We start from the raw sequence: 21,350 nt of genomic DNA on the forward strand, positions 1-21,350 counted from the left end.
CTGCCAGGGTTCGCGTTTAATTCGGCGCGCGGCCTTGGGTTTCATTCGGCGCGCGGCCTTGGGTTTCATTCACCAAGACCGTGATTTGATTGGAGTCTGCCTCAAGAATAGGAAGAAGCGCTTTCATCTCCTCTACGGACGCCGCGTCATACTCGATAAAGGCCGCGACCTCGCCAAGGCGTTGCGCGCCAAACTGCTGGCAGAGCCCCTTAATGGCATGCCCTTTTTTCTTCAGGTCCTCAATCGACTCTGTCTCTACAGCCGCCACAAAAGAGTCGACATGCTCTGCAAGATTTTTCGCAAAGTTCAACATCATTGGGCTGGTCACTTCATGGCTGAGCGCGTCTTCCAGATCGCGCACCATTTCAAAGTTCATCATATCGATATCCATAAACGCCTGATTGCTCTGCGCCGACTTCGTGTCAAGTGTCCCCTGGACGACGACCGCATCGTTCTCGCCAGACTCTTCGTCAATGGTTTCCTCGGCCAGCGACACTTCCTGGGCCAGAGACCCGCTTGCCCGGTTCGCATCATCTGCGGTGGACGGCGATTGATCTTCGGATGACGTATCAACGAGTTCATCAACCGTTTCAAATAACAACACCCAGTTGATGGGTTTGCCGATAACACGATCAACCCCGGCCTCTAAACAGCGCTGCGTGTTCTCTTCCAACACATCGGCGGTGAGTGCGATGATTGGTGTGCGTTTTTTCTTAGCGTGCGCGGCTTCGTAGGCACGGATTGCAGCACTGGCCTGGATGCCATTCATCACCGGCATATGCATATCCATAAAAATGACATCGAAAGTCTGGGCCTTATAGGCGTCGATGGCCTCTCTGCCATTGGTGGCAGATACCACTGTGTGTCCTGCTTTGGTGAGCATGGCCGTAACAAGCTGACGGATGGTTTCGTTATCATCGGTCACCAGCGCGCTGAGTTTTCTCGCGTTTTGTGCGCTGTTAAGATGTTGGGCAATGAGGTCATTTTTAGATGCGCGATAGTTTTGCCGCTGCAGGATTTCTTCAATTTGCGCAGCATTGGCAACGATGAGGGGAACCTCAACCGTGAACTTTGAACCCAATCCAACCACGGACTCGACCGTAATGTGCCCCCCCATAAAGTCCATAAGCGAAGTTGCAATAGAGAGACCGAGGCCGGTGCCCCCGAACTGCCGGGTGATGGTGTCATCCACTTGAGAAAAAGCATCGAAGATAGAGTCCAAACGGTCTGCCGGTATACCCTGTCCGGTATCTTTGACCGAGATCGCAGTGTTCGCCAGACCTGAGTCACCGACAGACTGGGTGACCTCGATCGTAACGCTTCCTTTTTCAGTAAACTTAATGGCGTTGTTGACGATGTTGCTGATGACCTGACGGAGACGCGTGGGATCGCCCACAACGGCATCCTGTTTAAGGTCTGAAAGTTCCAGGCCGAGCAGATATCCCTTAGCTGATGCGACGGACGAAAACAAACTCTGAATGCCGCGCAGGAGTTCTGTCAAACTGAACGCGCGGTTTTCCAACTTGAGGTGACCGGATTCAATTTTTGAAAAATCGAGAACCTCATTGAGTAAAAACGTTAGGTTCTCAGCTGAACCCGTAAGTTCATCTAAATGCTGGTTTTGCTCCTGGTTTAATTTGGTCAAACGCAGGAGGTCAGCCAAACCGATGATACCGGTGAGCGGGGTGCGTAATTCATGACTGATGACAGCCAGAAATTTCGATTTTGCTTCGCTCGCCCGATTGGCTTTTTCGGACAGACGTTTGAGGTCGTCCTTCTGTTTATTCTCGCGTTTGACCGAGCGCACATAGGTATACGTGCCTTGCACGAACAGCGTGAATTGAAACGCGATAATGGCCATCACAATCAGCGGCAAAAAATTCTCAAACCGAGAATCAAGGCGGGTGAATAACAGGGCCAAAATAAGAATATTGGCGTTATACAATACCGCCCGCAGCCCCATGTTACGGCTATAAGTCTGACCTTCAAAAAAGAACTGGATGGGCTCGAAGGATTTTAGTTTTTCAAAACTGGCGGCACAGGCGAGCGCCATGAGCACAGTGGTCACCACAGCCATCTCGCCATAGTAGTTCTCGGCTCCAACCGCATGACCGATTAAGGAAACAACGGTGATCCCGGCAGAAACCACAAACGCAGCTTGAGCTGGAATGCCTAATTTCGCGCGGGCAAACAGCAGTGACAGAAGCAAGCTGAGAAGGGCCAGATCAGTCAGCACCCCCATTGACGGGGCCGCACTGGTGGCACCAATCAGTACTGCCTGGACATCATCTAAAACGGATAGACCTGCAAGGATTTCAATGAAACGCCATATAACGATGAGAGCGACGGCACTCAACGCCCCCAGATAAAGCCTCTGATGCTGCCCCTCGTCCTTGCGGGTCAACGCGAAAAATAACAACGCGAAGACCAGCGTCGTGAAAAAATGCGTCCCCGGCAAATCGGACGACGGTTTATAGAACCACAACCACTGCAGCGGATAGGCTGCCAAAGCAACAATGGAGAAAACAAAAAGGATGAGCCGGAACTGTGCCATAGACCAAATCTAAATGTGGATTAGATTTTAGAGTAACACGTAAAAACGTCCTTGCGTCCGCTTGATTATTGTTAGGCTGATGTTCAACTTATCGGTTTTCGAGAGTCCGCTTAGTCCCGCTCAACCCGGCCCAATGCACCAAGCATCTTCCAGTCGCCGGTTTCATCCCGCACCCACACATGGCAGATGTGCAGCAATTCATCAACGGCGGTGCCATCGGGAAGCATGGTTCTGTGGGTGGTGTAATACAGGACTGCCGTGTCGTCGTGCAGCGCTAGGTCATCAAAAGTAATTTCCCGCTTTTCCTGATTGGGCACAACCAAGTTGGCCTGCATACGTTTAAGATCGTCAAGCGATGATGGCTGCGGCGAGCCGGGCGGCCAGCCGACGTAATGCTGGGACGCATGTTCGATGTAATAATCCAGACCCGTTTTGCCCCAGGCGTCATAGATCGCGAGTTCTTTCGCCCAAATCGCTGCTTTGGCCGCTTCATATTCGGCTGAAGTGTTGGCCTGGACTGGGGTGAAGCCACTGAGGCTCATCAACGCAACAACCGCGATTTTTAATAATTTCATGTTACCTCCTAAAAGGACGATCTGAGGCGGAACCCCGCAATCCAACCGCGCTCGGCCTCCCGAAACTCGATACGGTCGATGTTACCACTGGCCTGATTCGGAGTAAAAATAGTGCGGACCCGTTTGTTGGTGACCTCGAGCATATTGGCCCAGAACAAACGGAGGATCGTACCCTCCATAATTGTTTGTTCCAGAAAAATACGAGCATCCAGCGTGACGGACTTACGGTCAAACTCAAGCACATCGCTTTCCAACTGCGGGCCTTTCTTGGACAAATCAAAGCCATAGGATGTCCCAAATGCCTTTAGGTCATGGCGGGCTTCCATTTTGTATTCATATTCGTGCTGATTGCCGAAGCGGCGTTTAACACCGGTAAAGGGGTCTTCGACTTTTGAGTCCTGCAGCAGAACCGATCCACTCACCACCGCATCCACATTGGTAAAGCGGCCAAAACGGATACTGGTTTCCACCTCGACCCCGTAATGATCGCCACTGCCGAGATTACCAGGTTGGGAATCCGTGAGGCCAAAGGGAATGAGGTCTTTCACGTCATTGACGCGGCGGTAGAACACGCGGCCATTGACCACCCCAATGCCATTGCTGAGGCGGCGCTCGGCCCCCACTTCAAAGTCCCAGGATTTTTCAGGCGCCAGATTGGGGTTCCCGGAGAGAACCTCGTTGTCTTCGCGATTGACAGTGGCGACAAAGTCATCGAAGTCCAGTTGGCCAACATCGCGCCGGGCCGAAAACCACAGTTGCGTATCGGGAATGGCGTTGTACCAGATATCCAGGCTGGGTTTGACGAAGGTGAACGACCGCTCGGTGCCCACGTCACTTCCGATCTGGGTCAGGTCAGAATATTCAGCGGCCAGGCCGGTTTCAATTTCCAGACCATCAACCGGTTTCCAACTGTAGGTGCTGAAGCCCTCGACACGGTCTTCGGTGATGCGTTGATCACTGTTGATGATGGGAATATCGATCTGTTCGCCGCCCACGACTGAAAAGAAATTCAGGTCTTTGTCGAGGGTGTTAATGGCTCCTTCGACGCCAATTTCTAGATCGTGCTTTTTGGCAATGTTCCAATTGACGGTCCCACGCAGAATTTTTTCTGTGCTTGTCTCGTCGCGACCGTCACCGCCCTGAATAACAAGGTCATCGCCAATCCGCGCGAAGTTTTCATTCTCGCGGTCTTCAGTGGACCGGGAGTAAATGAATAAGCCCGTGAAATTCATCGATTTGCTGAGCGCCTGGCTATAGTCGCCGCTAATTTCCCAGGTGTTGTCTTTGCCCGTGATGTTATCCACCACAGTGCCCTGCTGGATCAGCGGGCCCGAGCCCGGGTCAACAAAGATGACCGTGGTGTCGTCGTTGTCGAGGGGAAACGTGTTAAAAAGACCGTTCACCTGGAGCGTTTGACCGCCCTCCCAATTGTAGGTCAGCGCGCTGCGCGCCTCGTATTGTCTTTGTTTCTGGCGGCGCTCTTCTTCAATGACACCCGTCCGTTCACCATTGGGCGTGGTGATGATGTCAATTACATCGGTCGGCGATTGCCCGGGCCTGGTTTGTGCAGAAAATGTATAAGATAAATTTCCGGCGGAACCATTGTAGGCAATGCTGCCCATGGGTTGCGCAGGACCATCGGAAAACGCAAAGACACCGACTTGGGCATAACCGCTGCCTGAGCCTGCACCTTCTTTGAGAACAACGTTGATCACGCGCACGCCCACATCCGTATCCAGTTCACGGACATTGCCGGTGATCAACTCAATGCGTGCGACAGATTTTGCCGGGAAGCGCTCGAGAAAGCTGCCGCCCTCGTTTTCTTTCCCGGTTAAACGCTTGCCATCAATCATGATCTGATCGGTGTTCGACCTTAAGCCGCGGCGTTCTTCCTGCTCCTGGTTAAAATTCCCCACCACACCTTCGGTGCCGGGGATGCGGTTGAGCATATCCTCAACGGTGATAGGGTTATAGGGTGCAAAGTAATCCGCTTCGTATACGACGACCGACGACGTTTCATCCGCCGTGCGATCGCGCACTTCAGGGTCTTGCGCCAGGGCTGTGAAACCCATGAAACCCATGAAACCAATGATAACCGTCGCAAAACCTGAGCCAAAGAACCGAATCATACCCTACCCTATCTTGATCCATATCCCCGCAGTGAGATGTTTTATGCACGGGTGTTCCCAAATGAAAAACCCCGCGTATCAGCGGGGTTTCCCAAGCGATCATTAGTTTGTTTGGCTTACGCTTGTTTTATGGCGTGACGGACACCAAAACCACGCAACACCGCAACGGCATCTTCCTTGAGTTTGAAGCCGGCATTTACCAGTTCATCCTCCATATTGATGCTGCGGAACTCTTTGCTCCACACTTCCGTGTTCCAGCGGTGATCCCACCAGGTGCGGTATTGGGCATAGGCTGGATTCTTGTCGGGCCGGGTTTGGAAATCAACCGGATAGAAATAGCCGCCCTTACGGGTAACGCGATAGGCTTCACGGAACACTTCGCGGGTTTTATCGGCCGGCAGTTCGTGGTGAATGATGAAGGAGGTCACGATATCGAAGTGATCATCCGGGAACTTGGTGTCTTCCGCCAGACGCTGGGCGAAGTTGACATCCACACCCAGTTCAACAGCGCGCATATGACCATACCGGACCAGCGGCCCACCGACATCAATGCCCCAAACTTCGGCATCCGGGAAACGCTCTTTAAGCGCCACGGTGAACTGACCGGGTCCACAGCCCTGCACCAGGATGCGTTTGACCTTGCCATCTTCGGGCAACGGCATGCGCTCGGCGGTGCCGATGTGAATTTGATCCTGTTCATTGTCACCGCGACCACCGGTATAAAAATTGTTGGTGCCGTAGTGATACAGATGACCTGCGAAGGCATCGCCGACATAGCCACCGGGCTGCATGTGAATTTCATGCTTGGTGTAGGTGGGGATTTCCATGTCCGGGTTCAGTTCCAGCGTGCCGGGACCAATGTTATCGGTGGCTTCCATTTCGGCCAGGTAGGCATCGGCATGTTCGTGATAGTAGTCCTGCATACCCTTCCACATGATCTGCTGGTTGCTGATCCAGGTGCGACCGCTGGTGCCGACCACGTGATCATTCTCAATCATTGGCAGAGCCTCTTCGACGCTCATGGGCGCGCGTTTGTCGAGACCCTTATCTTCCATGATCTTCTCAACGCGCTGCTGGGCGGCCTTGTTGGCATGGGTCGCATGCCAGCCACGGAACCCGGAATGGAAATCATGTTGGCTTTCCATGTGCAGGGTCGGGAGACGCTCGTGCCGACCATCGGTGCCGCGAGGCTCAACCTCACCCGGAAGCGTGCGGTTGGTGGCATAGGTTGTGGCGGCGGTCGCTTTGCGACTGCCAAAGGCGGCGCCAACAAAGGACCCCACGGCAGCCGTGGCGGCAAACAGTGAACGGCGGTCTAACATCTGGTCTCTCCTCCTGAAAAATAATCCGCTAAAATCTAGCAAAAACGGAGGAGATGAGAAAACCTATTCGGCATCTATAAGCCTTACGTTTTGCAAAGTTTCGTAAAACGGTCCTGGTATGCGCTTTTGTCGCAAAGCAGGTTCACGCAAAGGCCCGGAAACCCTATACTCTGAACACAATAACTCATTTGAGGCGAAAGCCCTTCCGGATGCTAGGGAATCGGCCCCTATTAGGAAAAACTATGAAACTCAGTCAGATGGTCCGCGCGGCCTTACAGGTGTCAAATTTAGAGCAATCCAAAGCATTTTACACTCAGGTGCTGGGCCTGACCGAGGTCTACTCAGAAGGCACAGCGGTTGGCGGCAACATGCACGAATTCATCGGTATGCCAGATGGCGTGACCACCCGGGTCTGCGTGCTGAAGCATCCAGACTACTCAGCCTACGGCATGGTCGGGCTGTTTGAAGTGAAAAACCCGGAGCCGCCCAAGATCAAACGGGACAGCGAGGGCTGTAACCTCGGCGAACTGTGCATGGTGTTTTACTGCAGCGATCTGGATGAAGTCGTCCTCCGCGCCAAAGACCACCCGCACACCCTTGTCTGTGAACCGGCCCGGCTGCGGGTCCGGGGCTATGTGAAACAGCGGGAAATGGCCCTGCGCGGCCCCGATGGCGAAAAGATCAACCTGATCGAATGGGACCCCGCCAAAGCGGTTGAGGGCGACAAGCCAGAGAAATGGGCCGGGGAATGGCAAGGCGAGCCGGAATAGGCTGGCTTAAATTCGCATCAAGCAAACCCTATATCTGCTAGAAATCCTGAGACGGAGTCAAAAATCTCTTTATCATGTCCCACCCAGACATGACCGCCTTGCCGGTAAACGATCAGCCGTGCGCCTGTCACTTGGGCAGCGATATGGCGCGCCGCATCAACGGTTAAGAAACGATCATCTTCCAGCGAAATTGCCAAAGTCGGCGCTGTAATTTTGGTGAGCATGGCCGGGGGCGGGTTTCCGGCCTGACGGGCGTCATTGAGTAATCCTTCCGCCCGGTCACTGACCGGTAGAATGCCGTGCAGTATGTTTGAAACACGTTCTTGTTCAGATGGGGTTGCGGCTGAGACCAAGCCAGGATCCGTTGCCAGCAGCGTTTTTATAATCACGTCTGGCATGGTTGTAATTGCCGTCCAAAACAGAAAATCTGACTGCAAGACATTCTGAGCAATAAGGTTTTGCAGCGGGCTCCAAGGCCGCGCGGGCGGACGATTGGGGGCATATGTCGCTGGTACAATCGGGATTAAAGCGGCACAGCGCCCAGGATGCCGGATGGCGAACTCCAGAGCCGAGAGCGCACCGGCGGACCCACCAGCGATAGCTGCTTTTTGGATACCAAGCAGATCAAGAAGATCAACCAACGCGTCGGCTTGGTTTTGAGGTGACGGATCAACTGGCATTGAAGAACGGAGATACCCAAAACGCGACGGAGCAATGATCCGGTATCCAGATGCAGCGAGCCGCTTCGCAAAGAGCAACCCTTGATCAAAGCCACCACCTGTTCCATGGATCATCAAAAAGGGTGGCCCTTCACCCATCTCAGCATATTCGAGTGAACCAAAGCGGCTTTGTACTATTGTGCTGTTGCCACGCTCAATATTTGCGCGGGCCTGCTTAAGAGTCCTGCGGTAAGACAACGCCGCAAGTCCGCTCGCTGCGGATAGGGTCGTTAAACCAAGTCCAATACCCGCGAATTGCCGACGCGTTATCATAGCCATTTCCTACTTCAAGAAGGATATACTACTCCCACATCACACCTCGGGCGTTCTGGAAATCGTTGAGACTTGGCTGATTTAAAACACGTAAGAAAGGCGTCCCAAAATCGCTTCGTCTTTGCCATCGGAATAATCCATCGTGCCCTGATAGCTGACGGAGACAGAGAAGCGGTTGCCCACCAACGCCAGACCCGCATTGGCGACAATGCGGTTGTCGGAATAATCGCCGCGCCCGATGGTCGCAATTTGCCCTGTCGACGTTTGAACGCTGGCCCCGTAGCCGATGCTGTCCAGCTCTGTTTCATAAGCCACGCGGATGGTCGGGATAATCTGAATATCACGGGAGGAATAGGCCCCGCCAAGCTCAAAGCCAACAGCTCCAACAATGCCACTGGAGCGTTGATCAAGCACCGTCAGATTGAGCATCTCGGCCCCGGTTTCTTGGTAGGCACTGATGTCACTCGAGACAAAGCGGACGCCGGCGAACGGACCAATACGAACCCCGCCCGCTTCCATGGTGTAGCCCACGTCTGCGTTAATTGAAACGTTGGTGCCGCTGGTTTCCCCCATCGCCGTCGGACGGAAGGTGAAAGAGGTATCGCGCACGGTGTCGTAATCGTCCGCCGTTATGCCAGCCGCAAAATCAATGAACATGCCGCTCTCACCGTTGAAGCTGACATAGGCAGAGGCCATGAGACTTTCGACTTCGTTTTCTTCGCCGGTGAGCATTTCAACTTCACCGTTGCCGAGACCAACAGCGGCCCCGACCACCCAGCCAGAGCCGACTGATTTATCAATACCGAGGGTGATGACATCATAGTCATAATCAAATCCAGCGGCGGCAGGACGGTCATCGCGATCACCGGTGCCCATGCGATAGGAGACATATACATTGGCCGGCGCGTTTTGCCCGTTGCTGGTGGAGCGGACGGTCATCAGGCGTTGCTCGGTGCCCTGACGTTGGGCATCCAAAATAATCGGCCCCATGTAGGAGTTGCTGGCGACCACGCGGGGTTGGTCAAACATCGCCAAGGTGGCGCTGGCAAATTGCGAGACCACGGAATGTGCGGCGGTGGTGGGATGAATGGCGTCCCAAAACAGTGTTGCATCCGCCGCCGCTGTGGTCGGGCACGCACCGGTGGGTTGTGCGCTGCCGTCAAGACACGGAATTGTGACGTTGACCAAGCCGTACACTGAAGGATTGGCGATCACATCATCGAACAGACCTTCAATATCCATAATGAAAATATTGACGCCCAGGGACGACTCAAGCCCGATTAAAGTTTCGTGCAGGTTGGTGTTGTAAAAAGAGGCCAGCTGGTTGAGCTGCGGTCCGAGACCGGTGGACGCGCCACCCGGCGTGCTGCCGAACTTCGGCAAATTGGGAATGAGGAAGTTCTGCGCGCCAAAAGCATTCAGCGTGCCGATGGCCGTGCCGATGCTGGTCACCACATTGGCCGTCAGCACACTGGAGGGGGTTGTTGCGGCGTTGCGCAGGAAGTCATTGTTGCCCGCCCACACAACCGTCAGCGCATCTGAGGGGACCGTGCCGCCCGCGCCCACAAAGCCAAGCACCTGGTTGCCAACGTCGATGGCGTTGAGGCTCCCCGCCTCAGCCCCGGCTATGGCGAAGTTGGTGGCTTGGCTGTAGGTCAATCCCAGGGCGGGTGCAAAGCTCTCGACCCAGACGGGTCCGTTGGACACGCGGCCATTGAAGTAAGGCGGGCTCGGCGGATTGGTGCCGCCAGAGAGCGCAAAGGCGTTGCCGGAATCAGACAAACTGTCGCCGAACACATAAAGGCCGCTGTATTGCTGCGCCAAGGTGGGCGTTGCGTTCATCAGAGCAAAACCACACACCAGCGCCATGAGATTGCGTTTGAGCATCATAATCCTCCCCGTCATAAGTCCGTTATGCGTTGAGTAAAGCACAGGCGTCGTCGCATAAAAACAGAGATGCACATTAGCGTGTCATTTTGGCTTCGATTTCCCCGAACTGTTGCATAATCGCCCAGCGGATATGCTGCAGTGCGACATTGGGACAGTGGTTTATAAAACGTACTATAATCTTCTCTGTGATGTGACTTGGAGCGCTTCTGTATGACCCGTCAACCCATGCTGCCCGCTGCAGAAAAATTTGTCGCTGATGTCCGCGCCTTGTTCGCGCAGGGCTTGGATCACGATGAGATTTGGGAAAAAGCCAGCGGCCTGCTGCAAGAGATGATGCGCGATCCAGCTCTGCATGAGCACGCCAAAACCTGGCCCACCAGCCCGGCCAAACTGGGTCTGGACGGCAAGCACGCCAACCTGTTGTTTTATGAAGATCCGGACTACGGCTTTGTCATTAACGGCCTGATCAAAAAGGCCAGCGCCAAAACCACCATTCACGATCACGGGAAGTCGTACACACTTTACGGCGTCGTCGACGGCGGCGAGCAGGTGCTGCGCTTTGACCGCACCGATGGCGGCGCACCCGGTGACCTGCCTGCAACGGCGGTGGTGGAAGAAACAGAGGTTGTGGACGTCACGCCCGGCTATGTGGATTACATTAAACCCTGGGAAATTCACGCCGAGTACAACGGCGATGGCCCGACCGTGGCGGTAATTGTGCGCAGCCAACGCTGCGGCACCTACGTGCAGAATATTTTTTATAAAAAAGACAACACGGTCGAGCAGTACTACGGCCCGGATCAAATTCCGTATGTGTTGGGGTAGTTGGATAGTCCTTTAAAGCACATCCAGCACTTCAAAGGCGCAGCGTTCGGCGGACTCGGCTGCGGCTTCCATGCCCCGGTTTGTTTGCGCGGTGTGCTCGCCACAAAAATGCACCCGCCCGGCGGCTTGCGCCAGATAGGGTTGGTACTGATGCACCTGACCTGGCTGCCATTCCATCCAGGTGCCACCGGCGAAGCGATCTTGCGCCCAAGATTTATAGGCCACAGCTTCTAGCTTGCCTTTGGCGGCAGGCCGCATTTTTTCATATTCGGATATGACCAAAGCTTGAGCCGCTTCGGCCCCTAGGGTGTCGAGCTTCAGTGCCATGTTGCCGCGGGCGCGGGCGACGAGACCGGTGACGGACATATCGTCCTCAAGCTGACGCAACGCCGCGACCTGTCCCGCGACGGTATCGGTCCACATGCCGGGGCCGAAGCCATCGTCCTCCCAAAAAGGGTCTTTGGCCCGCATCACGATTTTGTTGATGTACATGGACGGCAGCATCTTGATCGCAGCCGCCTGCTGCGACGGCAACAGCGGGTCAAAATGAATCCAGCGGAGCGGTGGCAGCGGTGTGGAATTGATCACCCGTTTGGCGCGGAACACACTGCCATCTTCGCAGGTGACATCCACCCCGGTGGCATCTTGCTGAATAGCGGCAATGGCTTTGTTGAGGTGAACGTCGCCGGACAGCTTGGCGGCCATGGCTTCGGGCAGGGCCTGATTGCCGCCTTTGACTTTAAGCGCAACGTCGTCCAGGTCGGCTTGCAAATTGTCCCAGCCGACACGGAAGAACCAGGTGAGGATAGAGCAATCATGCGCCGAGGTGCCGCGCCCAATGTTGGTGTTGTAATTGAGCTCGATGGTGGCATCGCTCCACCCTTGGTCTTTGAGGAACGCATAGACCGAGCGGTCGTACGGTTTGGTGTGCGGCTCGGCCCAGGCCTCGAAACTCTTCAGAGGGGACGCTTTCTCAACGATAGATTCAAAAAAGCGACGGCCTGGAAACGCCGACTTGGCCTCTTCGGGCATATGATTCAACGGATGCGCCGCCCAATCCGCGCGCGGTATGACGTTGCCACCAAGAGCGATCTCGGTGCGTGACAGGCCCCGGCGCGGCGCGTGGTCGATCAGCGCAAGATCATGCTCGGCCACCAGATTGCGCACCCTACCATAGCCGCCGAGGATAGAATCCCCGCCGGCTTCGGGCTGTCCCTCAACATGGCGGAAACTTTCGAGACGGCCGCCAACGCGGTCGCGCCCTTCCAACACAACAACCTTGACGCCTTCCGCCGCCAGCAGCTGGGCGGCATACAGGCCGGAGAGTCCCGCGCCGACGATGATCACGTCGGCTGTGGTTTTAGCCCGCAGCGCGCGCGACGATAAAGAAGACGTTGCTACGGTTGCGGCTGCAACGGACGTTTTCAGAAAGGTGCGTCGTGAATGTGTCATCACGCCCTAGATCGTATCCAGCACTTCGAAGGCGGCCCGTTCGCCGGATTCCATGGCACCTTCCATGCCCCGGTTGGAGGTCGCGGTGTGCTCGCCACAGAAGTGAATACGATCTGCCGGGTCTATAATGGCTTTGACAAAGGTGGACACCGTGCCGGGGCTCCACACCGCCCAATCGCCAGCCGCAAAAGGATCGCTCTGCCAGGATTTAATGCCCGCGGGTTCCAACAGGCCCTTGGAGGCCGGACGAATGGTTTCGTAATCGGCAACGACACGGGCCATGGCCTCTTCGTCGCTGAAGCTGTCGAGGCGGTCGGCCAAATGGCCCCGGCCCCACGCCATAAGGCAGGTGATTTTGTTGGCGTCTTCGCCTTCCCGCAAGGCGCGGACTTCACCGCAATCGGTGTCGGTCCACATGGCGGGGCTAAACCCATCTTCTTCCCAGAAGGGTTTTTTCGGCACCAGAATAACCTTGGTGATTTTTTGCACCGGTGTGGTGGCAATGGCTTGCGCTTTTAAGGCGGGCAATAGGGGATCAAATTTTAGCCAGCGCATGGTCGGGATGGGCATGGAGCAAATCACCCGCTTGGCGCGGTAGACGGTGCCATCCTGACAAAGAACTTCAGCGTGGCTGGACTCACTGCGAATACCAATGACTTCTTTATTTAGATGAACTTCACCGGGCAGCGTGGCGGCCATGGCTTCGGGAATGCTTTGATTACCGCTCGGCGCCTTAAACGCCACACGATCGAGATCGCCCTGCAACTTGAACCAGGCTTGAGTGAAGAACCACATCAGCGATGAAATGTCGTGGGCCGAGGTGCCATATTGCACATTGGTGTTGTAATTCAGTTCAATGGCTTCGTCGCTCCAGCCCATGTCCTTGAACACCTCGTAAATGGAGCGGTCAAACTTGGCGCTGTCGGCATCCAGCCAATCTTCAAAGGCGTCCAGAGGATTTACTTTGCCGATTTCTGATTGAAAAAAACCACGACCTGGAAAGCGTGATTTCGCGCCCTCGGGCATGACGTTCAACGGATGGGTCGGCCAGTCTGCCTGGGGAATGAGTTTGCCGCGCAAGGCCAACTCGGTGTTGGTGGGGTCTTTGTGCGCCTCGGGCGAGAGATCACGGCGGGATTGGTGATCGACCAGTTCAATGCCCACATTGGCCGACACATCCTGCATCCGGCCATAGCCACCGAGGATGGAATCACCCCCCCACTCCGGGTTGCCTTCCACATTGCGTGCACTGAACAAGCGGCCACCAACGCGATCCCGCCCCTCAATGACCTGAACTGAGGCGCCGGTTTCGGCGATCAGCATGGCCGCATACAGGCCGGATAAGCCCGCGCCGATGACAATGACATCGGGGTCTTTTTGAGCCCGGACGCTGGTGCTGGCCAATGCCAGGGTTGCCGCCGAAGCCGCCCCTGCTTTCAAAGCTGTTCTGCGCGTCGTGGTCATAGCTATGGCTCCTCATTCAGCTCTCATCATCGTGCCGTGCTTAACAGTGCCACGCCATGCCCACCGAAGCCATAATCACTGGGTGATTACGCCTCGACGGAGGTTGTTAATCGGCCTAAGCCTCTAAATGAACCGGACAAAGTGTATGGGAAAGCGGCTGCTCCCCGCTTATGGTGCGGAGATTGCCCTTCAAAACCTGAAATATGCTTTGAGGACACTAAACACCAATGTTTCCTTACTCACCTCTTGATCGCTGCCACAACATCGACAGCCTGCGCACCAGAGCGAAGCGCCGCTTGCCCGCGCCCGTCTTTCACTACATGGATGGCGGCGCCGATGATGAAGTGACGCTGCGGCGCAACACGGAGGCCTTTGACGATTATGAACTGCTGCCGAACCTGCTGACGGACATTACCGGCCTCGACACCAAAACCCAGGCTTTGGGTGTTGAGTTGGACTGGCCGGTGTTTCTTGCGCCCACGGGGATGTCGAAACTGTTTCATCATACCGGCGAGATCGCGGTGGCGCGTGCGGCCCGCAACGCCGGAACGCTGTACAGTTTATCGACACTCGCCACCACCAGCATTGAAAATGTGGCCGCCGCCACCGACGGCCCCAAGATGTTCCAAATTTATGTCTTCAAAGACCGGGGGTTGACCAAGGAATTCATCGCCCGCTGCAAGGCGGCGAAATACGACGCCTTGTGTTTGACCATCGACGTGCCCGTGCCCGGCAACCGCGAGCGCGACAAAGTGACGGGCATGACCATGCCGCCAAAGTTCTCGCTGTCGAGCCTGCTGAGTTTTGCGCTGCACCCGGAGTGGAGTTTGAACGCGCTGCGTGATCCAAGTTTTGATCTCGCCAATGTGTCGCAACGGTCTGACTTGAGCATTGCCGGGGACCAAGTCTCTCCCATTCAATATCTGACCAGCCAAATCGATAGCAGCGTGACCTGGAAAGATGCCGCATGGATGGCGCAGGAATGGGGCGGGCGTTTTCTTATTAAAGGCGTGCACTCGGCCCACGACGCCCTGAAAGCTGCGGACATTGGCGCGCATGGGGTGATGGTGTCCAACCATGGCGGACGGCAGTTGGATGGCGTGTCGGCCTGCATTGATGCGCTGCCCCCAATTGTTGACGCCGTAGGGGATAAACTAGAGATCATTCTGGACGGCGGCATCCGGCGCGGCACCCATGTGATTAAGGCTCTGGCCCTGGGTGCAACAGCGTGCTCCATCGGGCGTGGTTATTTATATGGGCTCGGCGCGGGTGGTCAGGCCGGTGTGGAAAAAGCACTGAGCCTGTTGCGGTCTGAAGTGGAACGCGGCATGGCGCTACTGGGCGTGACAAAGATCAGCGAGATTACTGCGGACGTTTTGCAGCGGCGGCGTTAGGGCTTCCGTGCGGTCGAGATGAACCACTTAATGCTGTTGTCGAGCTGCTGGAATTTGCCCTGCCAGATACTGTCTTCGGGAAAGCCAGCTTCGCGAAGCATTTCGCTGGGATTGTTGGTGGCGTAAATGCGCCAGTACGGTTCGTTATTGTTGCGTTGATCCCAACCGCGATGAAACTGCATCCACGGGCTATATTCATCGAAGCGTAAGTTCACATCCATATGCATGGCGATACCGCCGGGCTTGAGCAGCCGGAAGCTCTCACGCATCATCGCTTCGGTGGTGGCTTGCGGAAATTCGTGCATGGAATTATGCGAAGTGACGAGATCAAAACTCTCGTCTTCAAAACCGGTATGGGCTGCATCGCGCTGATGAAAATGCACGGCCTTGTCCATGGCCTCGGCGCGGGCATGAGCGTATCTGAGAATGGCCGCCCCGACATCAATACCGTGAACCTCGGCGTCGGGGAACGCAGTTTTATAAGGCACGGTGGAGGAGCCCGCTGAGCAGCCAATATCGAGCACGCGGGTTGGCGTGAAATCCGGGTAGCGGTCTTTGATAAATCTGACCCCCACCTCGCCTTTGCTCTCGGCCTGACCAACGCCACGGCCAATGGTGTAGAGGTTGCCACCGTATTCATAGAAGGCCCCGGCGAGCACGTCGTCATCGCCGTAATCAACCACATAGCCGCCGGGCTGCAGGTGGATATCCACCTTGGCCATACCGAGGGGCGCTTCAAAATCAGGGTCTAGCTCTAACGTGCCCTTGCGTTGATTAGATTGGGTGTAACCCGCAAACTTTTCGGAAAGCTGATCCCTTGAGCGATAGAGGGTTTCTGCCACCGCCTCCCACATCATTTCTTGGCCATCACGATGCAACCGGCTGAACATTTGATACGCGGGGTCATCCCACATGACTGTGCCGATTTCTTGAACCGACTCCGGTTCGCGACCATGCTGTTTCACGAAACGAGGTTTGGCGCGACGCTCATATAGGTCCTCATTGCGCGCCCGCACTTCATCGCGCACATAATCTTTCAGTGACAGCGTGTATTGCTGGCGGGCCAGTTCATCATGGGTCGGGGATGCCAACATGGCGTGGATTGGATTGCGGGCCATCGTATATACCTATTCTCTCAGCAGATCAGAGAAATCTAACATTGAACGCGGCGTCGATATAGGGGGCGTTGTGCGTAAAAAATAGAGAACCCCGCCGCAGGCTTTACCCCGGACGAGGTGTCTCATAGCGGAGGATCATGGAACTCCGCGTTCGCGGCAAGGCGCGAACCAATCGTGTGATTTGTGAAATCGCAGTACCAAATTGGCCTACGGACTGTCAGGCACTCTGGTTAGGTGGAGTCATGGTTTTTACACACCCTCCTTGGTTGAAGGCCACTTGCCATCAAGGATTGTGACCCTATCGTAGATTCTTCGAAGGCCCATTCCGAGCTCCTGTTCGCGTCTGTCTACATTAAATATGCTGATCCTCTAAAACGCGCTCGTCAAGCACTTGAGCAAAATTCTTTGGGTCGTATTGACTGACCTTTTTTATGAGATGAACTGGCCAACAGCGTTCATTCTTCAATGACTTAAGGTAGTTTCACGCGCGAGACGCGATCCCCAAAAACCGTTCCCATGTAAAGAAAACCGTTGTGACTGAGCGCCACCGACGCGCCAGGGATGAGGCCCTCGCTGTGTTCGTAGATGATCTCCTGGTCCAAGGTCACGGGATCAAGCGCCACCACAGCAAACGGGAAGCTGCACGTCTGGCCAAGGCGCTCCCGGCAAGCGGCAGTGCCAAACAACGGCACCCCCGTATGACCGACCGAGATGATGCGGCCATCCGGTGCCAGCGTTATATTGTCAGACTGAACAGGGATGCGTGCGACCTTGGCGTTGCCGCCGGCCAGATCAGCGGCCACCAGAGTCTGGCCATAAGTAGAACCGATAAACACGCGACCTGTTTTGGCATCTGCCTCAACGCCGTTAGGAAAAGAGGCTTCACTGCCCTCGACCTTATGCCAACCAGTTTGGGCATCCCATGCCGCCGCATGGCCGGTATGAATGCCCAACAGAAACTTTGTCGTGAGCCAGATACCGCGCGGGCCGTCATACATATGACTGACAACAAATCCGTCACCGCCGGTGGATGCCACGTCATTGGGAAACACAGTACCGGGAACCGCGACACAGCCTTGCCACGTCAACTCAGGGCCAGTCGGTTCGACATCGACACGATAGCGCTCAATGCGCTCGCCTTGTCCGGCGTTCACAACCAAGAGCCGAAACCCGCCATCAGCGAGATCAGACACATGGAAGCCGCGCGGTCTGAACTTAGTCGGCATATCTCCGCATTGCGGGAAGGACATATCCGGTTTTGAAATGGACGTCAGATGTATCGGCTCATCAGTCTCCAGGTTCAGGGCCGAGAGTCGGCCTTCCCCATCAAAATCACCAAGTTCGGCGATGAGAAGCCAAGGATGTTCACCCAAGGGCTCTAGATCTTCGGGCTTGTCCAGGCCGCAGTATACTTTGATATCTGCGGTGGACTCACAGCCCTCAATCAGCATCGGTTCACCACAGGCTGATAACGCCAAGCCAGTGAACACAACCAAGGACGCAGAAACGGTCTTAAATGCATGAGACATACCTAAAAATGCATGAGACATACCTAATCGTCCTTCAGGGTCAGCGATTCAAACACAATACCAGTGGGGCGCGAGTCAAACTGAGCAATGCGATCATTATAGGCCGTGGTGTAGACTGCGTTAGTGAGCCATAGAGCCGGAGCAAGATCGTGCAAGCGGGCCATGATGTCTTGCAACAACAGATCCCGCTTGTCCGGGTCCATTTCCGCGCTGGACTGTTTGATCAGCGGCAGCAAATCCGGTTCGCAAAAGAAGGGCCGTGCACGCAAGCAAGAAAAGTATTCAATCGGGCGAATCGGGTCTTGGAAAGCCGCGTTGTTCCAGATGAGGTGAAAGGCATCGGCATCGCCCCATTCAGACATCGTGTACTTACGATTGTAATCCGAAAACGGAATGGACCGGAGCGTAACGCTAACACCAACAGCTTCGATGTCCTGCGCCACTTTTTGATACATCAGCCCATCGGGCGTGGTGCTGTCCGTGACCACTTCAACCGTCAGCGGAAAGCCATTGGGATATCCGGCGTCTGCCAGAAGCGCGCGCGCCTTGTCTGGATCATAGGCAAAGGGCGCAAGGTTTTTGTTAAAGCCTGTGGTTGCAGCAGTGACGCCCTGGCTGGCAACCTCGGCAAAACCGAACATGATGAACTTGGCGATAGCGTCCTTATCAACGGCATGATTGAGCGCGCGGCGGACACGGACATCATGTAACGGATGACCGTCCCCATGGAGCAGATTGGGCAGGGCGATGGACTTAACTTGCGGATTGGCTTTGACCAATACGTTGAGCCCCTCACCTTCGACGACGGCGACATCATCCACATGCAAACCTGTTACAAGGTCAATCTGATCCGACAGCAATCCTTGGATGCGGGACGTTTTATCCGCAACAAGGCGATACTCAACTGCTGATAATCCTTTAGGCGCGCGCCAGGACTTAGGGTTTGCCTCTAGCATCGCCATGGCATTGCCCCGGCCAAAAGAAGTGAGGCGGAAGGGACCGGTGCCAACAGGCGCAAGCGTATAGCCACTAACGCCAATTTCATCCCAAAGATCAGGGTCGATGATCATCAGGGTTGCCAAACGCTTCGGCAGAATGGCATCAGGCTCTGAGGTGGAGATTTCAACGGTCAGATCGTCGATAACACGGCTGCCGGAGACCAACGCCAACTCATTGGGGATCAGAAAGCCCTGCATGTCTGAGCGTTTCATCAGCGTAAGAATGTCGACCACATCCTGCGCGGTGAAGGCTTTGCCATTGTGATATGTCACGCCGGGACGAAGGTTAAATACCCACGTCGTCGGTGATGTGTTCTGCCATGACAAAGCCAGGGCTGGTTCTGGCCCGCCGCTCCAATTCAGGCGTGTGAGACCATCGTAAATAGACCACCACAGTTCGGCAGACGGCTGGCTGGCCCCGGTAAACGGATTCCCCAAGGTCGGCGGAAAGGCGGCTACGGCGACCCGCAAGGTTTGAGCCGATGCAGCATGTGCGGAAATAAGTGCCATCGCAATAACAAGAAAGCGCATAACAAATTTCATCTAGGCCACCTCGGGCGCATAGTGCGCTTTGTGACTTTTGGGGAGGTCTTCAAAGGTGATCATTTGCAACCGTGGATCTTTCTTGCGGTCCAGTCCAGCCTCAGGATCTGTGAGCACATTAATGATGGTGGTGCGATCTGCGGCAAAGGCCCGCTGCAATGCCGGTTTGATATGCTTTGGCTGATCAACACGCTCACCGAGACACCCGAAAACCTGGGCCATCAATTCATAGCCCGCCTGCCCCAATTCACAGTTGACGTTACGCCCGGCAGAATTGAGCTGACCATTCTTTTCTGTGCCCCACGCGCCATCATTGGCGATGACGCAGACCACTTTAAGGCCAGCCATGGCGGCAGCGTTCCACTCGCTGGCGTAAAATCCAAATGAGCCATCACCGGTGACCAACACAACTTCTCGTGCGGCGCGGTTTTGCTGGCGGGCCAAGTCTCGCTCGCCCGCAGCTGCTCCGATAGACAAGGCTGTGCCGATCCCCATGGAGCCAAGCGGATAATGATCCAGGTAACTGCGCTCGCCGGACACACGGACCACACCAAGCATCCAGTTCAAGGCATCCGCCCCATCGCCGACAAAAATCGCATCGCTGGGCATGACCTCCATCAAATCTCGGCCGATGCGATAGGGGTGGATTTTACCGTCGACATTGTGACCCAACTCATCAATCCGGGCCAAACGCGCAGCCATCGCATCATTGACCCAGGTAGGCGCACCTGTACTGCGATAGCCTTTGGTTGCAAGTGTGGACGTCACCTTTGAAACGGTTAGCGCCGCGTCGCCGAGCATCGGTACATCTGTGACACGATTGCGGCCAAACTCATCCGCGACTACATCAATTTGAGCGAACTTGGCTTTGGGATGAAACCGCGGCGCCAGCCCATAACCAATGCGCTGCGACAAGCGCATGCCAACAACCAACACCGCATCTGCCTCTTTGGCCGCGACCTGCGCCAAGGGCCAACTGAACCCATGCACATGATCTTCCGGCACAAGGCCACGCCCTAGCGCATGACCGAGCACAGGCAGGTTGTGGGTTTTGGCAAGTGCCCTAAGCGCCGGACCTGCGCCAGATAACGCCGCACCACTGCCCGCCAGAACCAAAGGCCGCTCGGCCTGCGCCAGCATCTCTGCGGCGGCTTCAACAGAGTCTGCCGAAGCTTCCGCGACGTTTGTCTTCAACGGGTGTGGATCAAGCGCAATGTCTCCATCAACAGTTGCGGCCTGAATACTGAGGGGCACACCAATGACCGCGACACCAGGCCGTCCAGACGTCGCTGCGCGAATGGCCGCATGGACAAACTCGGCCAGGCGCTCGACGGTTGGCACGGTGCGGCACCACTTGGCATACGGCCGGACCATATCCAACGGGTCTTCGCCCTCTTCCCCAATGGATTCCCGTGAGGGGTCTGCATAAACATTGGCAAACAGAACAACCGGTGAGCAGGCCATGCGCGCCGTTTGCACTCCACCCATAGCATTGGGCATGCCCTGTTTACCGGCGATCATCGCGATACCCGGTTTACCAGTGACGCGCGCGTAACCGTCTGCAGCCCCAACGGTACCGGTTTCGTGGCGACCGGACACAATGGCCATACCATCATCTTCAAAAGCATAAAGGGTGTGCGCGAAGGCCGCCCCCGCCAGCACAAAGGTGGTCTCGATTCCGTATCCTTTGAGAATACGGCTGATAACCTGCCCTCCTGTCAGTTGGTTTGTGTGCTGTAATGTTGGGTCTGGCATTGAAAATCCTGAAACGTGTCTAAAGTAGTGGTTGCTTTCG

General features: G+C 55.5%; 15 protein-coding genes. 3 read left to right on the top strand and 12 right to left on the bottom strand.

Annotated features, from left to right (window positions below):
* Positions 1-16: 16 nt before the first annotated feature.
* From RIC29_03490 to RIC29_03505, 4 genes are all read right to left on the bottom strand, one after another.
* Positions 17-2,554, bottom strand: coding sequence for an ATP-binding protein (locus RIC29_03490; GenBank protein ID MEQ8733961.1), 2,538 nt, complete (start codon positions 2,552-2,554; stop codon positions 17-19).
* A gap of 110 nt (positions 2,555-2,664) precedes the next feature.
* Complete coding sequence (locus RIC29_03495) at positions 2,665-3,129, bottom strand: hypothetical protein (GenBank protein MEQ8733962.1); 465 nt, start codon at positions 3,127-3,129, stop codon at positions 2,665-2,667.
* An 8-nt stretch (positions 3,130-3,137) separates the two neighbouring features.
* On the bottom strand, positions 3,138-5,258 hold the full coding sequence (locus tag RIC29_03500) for a TonB-dependent receptor (protein ID MEQ8733963.1): 2,121 nt from the start codon (positions 5,256-5,258) through the stop codon (positions 3,138-3,140).
* 116 nt (positions 5,259-5,374) lie between these two features.
* Positions 5,375-6,580: a class I SAM-dependent methyltransferase gene (locus tag RIC29_03505; GenBank protein MEQ8733964.1), complete on the bottom strand. Its 1,206-nt coding sequence runs from the start codon at positions 6,578-6,580 to the stop codon at positions 5,375-5,377.
* Positions 6,581-6,822: 242 nt separating this feature from the next.
* Here RIC29_03505 and RIC29_03510 point away from each other — a divergent pair, with 242 nt between their 5' ends.
* Positions 6,823-7,350 (top strand): VOC family protein, encoded by a 528-nt coding sequence (locus tag RIC29_03510; GenBank protein ID MEQ8733965.1) that lies wholly within the window; start codon positions 6,823-6,825, stop codon positions 7,348-7,350.
* A gap of 17 nt (positions 7,351-7,367) precedes the next feature.
* Here the strand turns inward: RIC29_03510 and RIC29_03515 are convergent, their stop codons facing one another.
* Both RIC29_03515 and RIC29_03520 read right to left on the bottom strand, forming a co-directional pair.
* The gene (locus RIC29_03515) at positions 7,368-8,342 is read right to left on the bottom strand and encodes an alpha/beta hydrolase (protein MEQ8733966.1); all 975 of its coding nucleotides are present in this window, start codon (positions 8,340-8,342) and stop codon (positions 7,368-7,370) included.
* Between the two features lie 81 nt (positions 8,343-8,423).
* Complete coding sequence (locus RIC29_03520; protein ID MEQ8733967.1) at positions 8,424-10,232, bottom strand: autotransporter domain-containing protein; 1,809 nt, start codon at positions 10,230-10,232, stop codon at positions 8,424-8,426.
* Positions 10,233-10,442: 210 nt separating this feature from the next.
* On the opposite strand from RIC29_03520, the gene RIC29_03525 reads away from it, so the two are divergent.
* Complete coding sequence (locus tag RIC29_03525; GenBank protein MEQ8733968.1) at positions 10,443-11,057, top strand: hypothetical protein; 615 nt, start codon at positions 10,443-10,445, stop codon at positions 11,055-11,057.
* Positions 11,058-11,069: 12 nt separating this feature from the next.
* Here RIC29_03525 and RIC29_03530 read toward each other — a convergent pair whose 3' ends face one another.
* On the bottom strand, positions 11,070-12,509 hold the full coding sequence (locus RIC29_03530) for an NAD(P)/FAD-dependent oxidoreductase (GenBank protein MEQ8733969.1): 1,440 nt from the start codon (positions 12,507-12,509) through the stop codon (positions 11,070-11,072).
* Between the two features lie 6 nt (positions 12,510-12,515).
* A complete protein-coding gene (locus tag RIC29_03535) occupies positions 12,516-13,973 on the bottom strand; it encodes an NAD(P)/FAD-dependent oxidoreductase (protein MEQ8733970.1) in 1,458 nt (485 codons plus the stop codon).
* Between the two features lie 227 nt (positions 13,974-14,200).
* On the opposite strand from RIC29_03535, the gene RIC29_03540 reads away from it, so the two are divergent.
* Positions 14,201-15,367 carry an alpha-hydroxy acid oxidase gene (locus RIC29_03540; GenBank protein MEQ8733971.1) on the top strand — a complete coding sequence of 389 codons (1,167 nt, stop codon included), beginning with the start codon at positions 14,201-14,203 and terminating at the stop codon, positions 15,365-15,367.
* Here RIC29_03540 and RIC29_03545 read toward each other — a convergent pair.
* From RIC29_03545 to RIC29_03560, 4 genes are all read right to left on the bottom strand, one after another.
* Complete coding sequence (locus RIC29_03545) at positions 15,364-16,485, bottom strand: class I SAM-dependent methyltransferase (GenBank protein MEQ8733972.1); 1,122 nt, start codon at positions 16,483-16,485, stop codon at positions 15,364-15,366. The genes RIC29_03540 and RIC29_03545 overlap by 4 nt on opposite strands.
* A gap of 470 nt (positions 16,486-16,955) precedes the next feature.
* Positions 16,956-18,035, bottom strand: a complete 1,080-nt coding sequence (locus tag RIC29_03550; protein MEQ8733973.1) for a hypothetical protein — start codon at positions 18,033-18,035, stop codon at positions 16,956-16,958.
* 2 nt (positions 18,036-18,037) lie between these two features.
* A complete protein-coding gene (locus RIC29_03555) occupies positions 18,038-19,555 on the bottom strand; it encodes an ABC transporter substrate-binding protein (protein MEQ8733974.1) in 1,518 nt (505 codons plus the stop codon).
* Positions 19,556-21,310 carry a thiamine pyrophosphate-binding protein gene (locus tag RIC29_03560; GenBank protein MEQ8733975.1) on the bottom strand — a complete coding sequence of 585 codons (1,755 nt, stop codon included), beginning with the start codon at positions 21,308-21,310 and terminating at the stop codon, positions 19,556-19,558.
* Between the last annotated feature and the right edge of the window lie 40 nt (positions 21,311-21,350).

The sequence above is a fragment of the Rhodospirillaceae bacterium genome, assembly GCA_040219235.1.
Lineage (GTDB): Bacteria > Pseudomonadota > Alphaproteobacteria > Rhodospirillales > Rhodospirillaceae > WLXB01.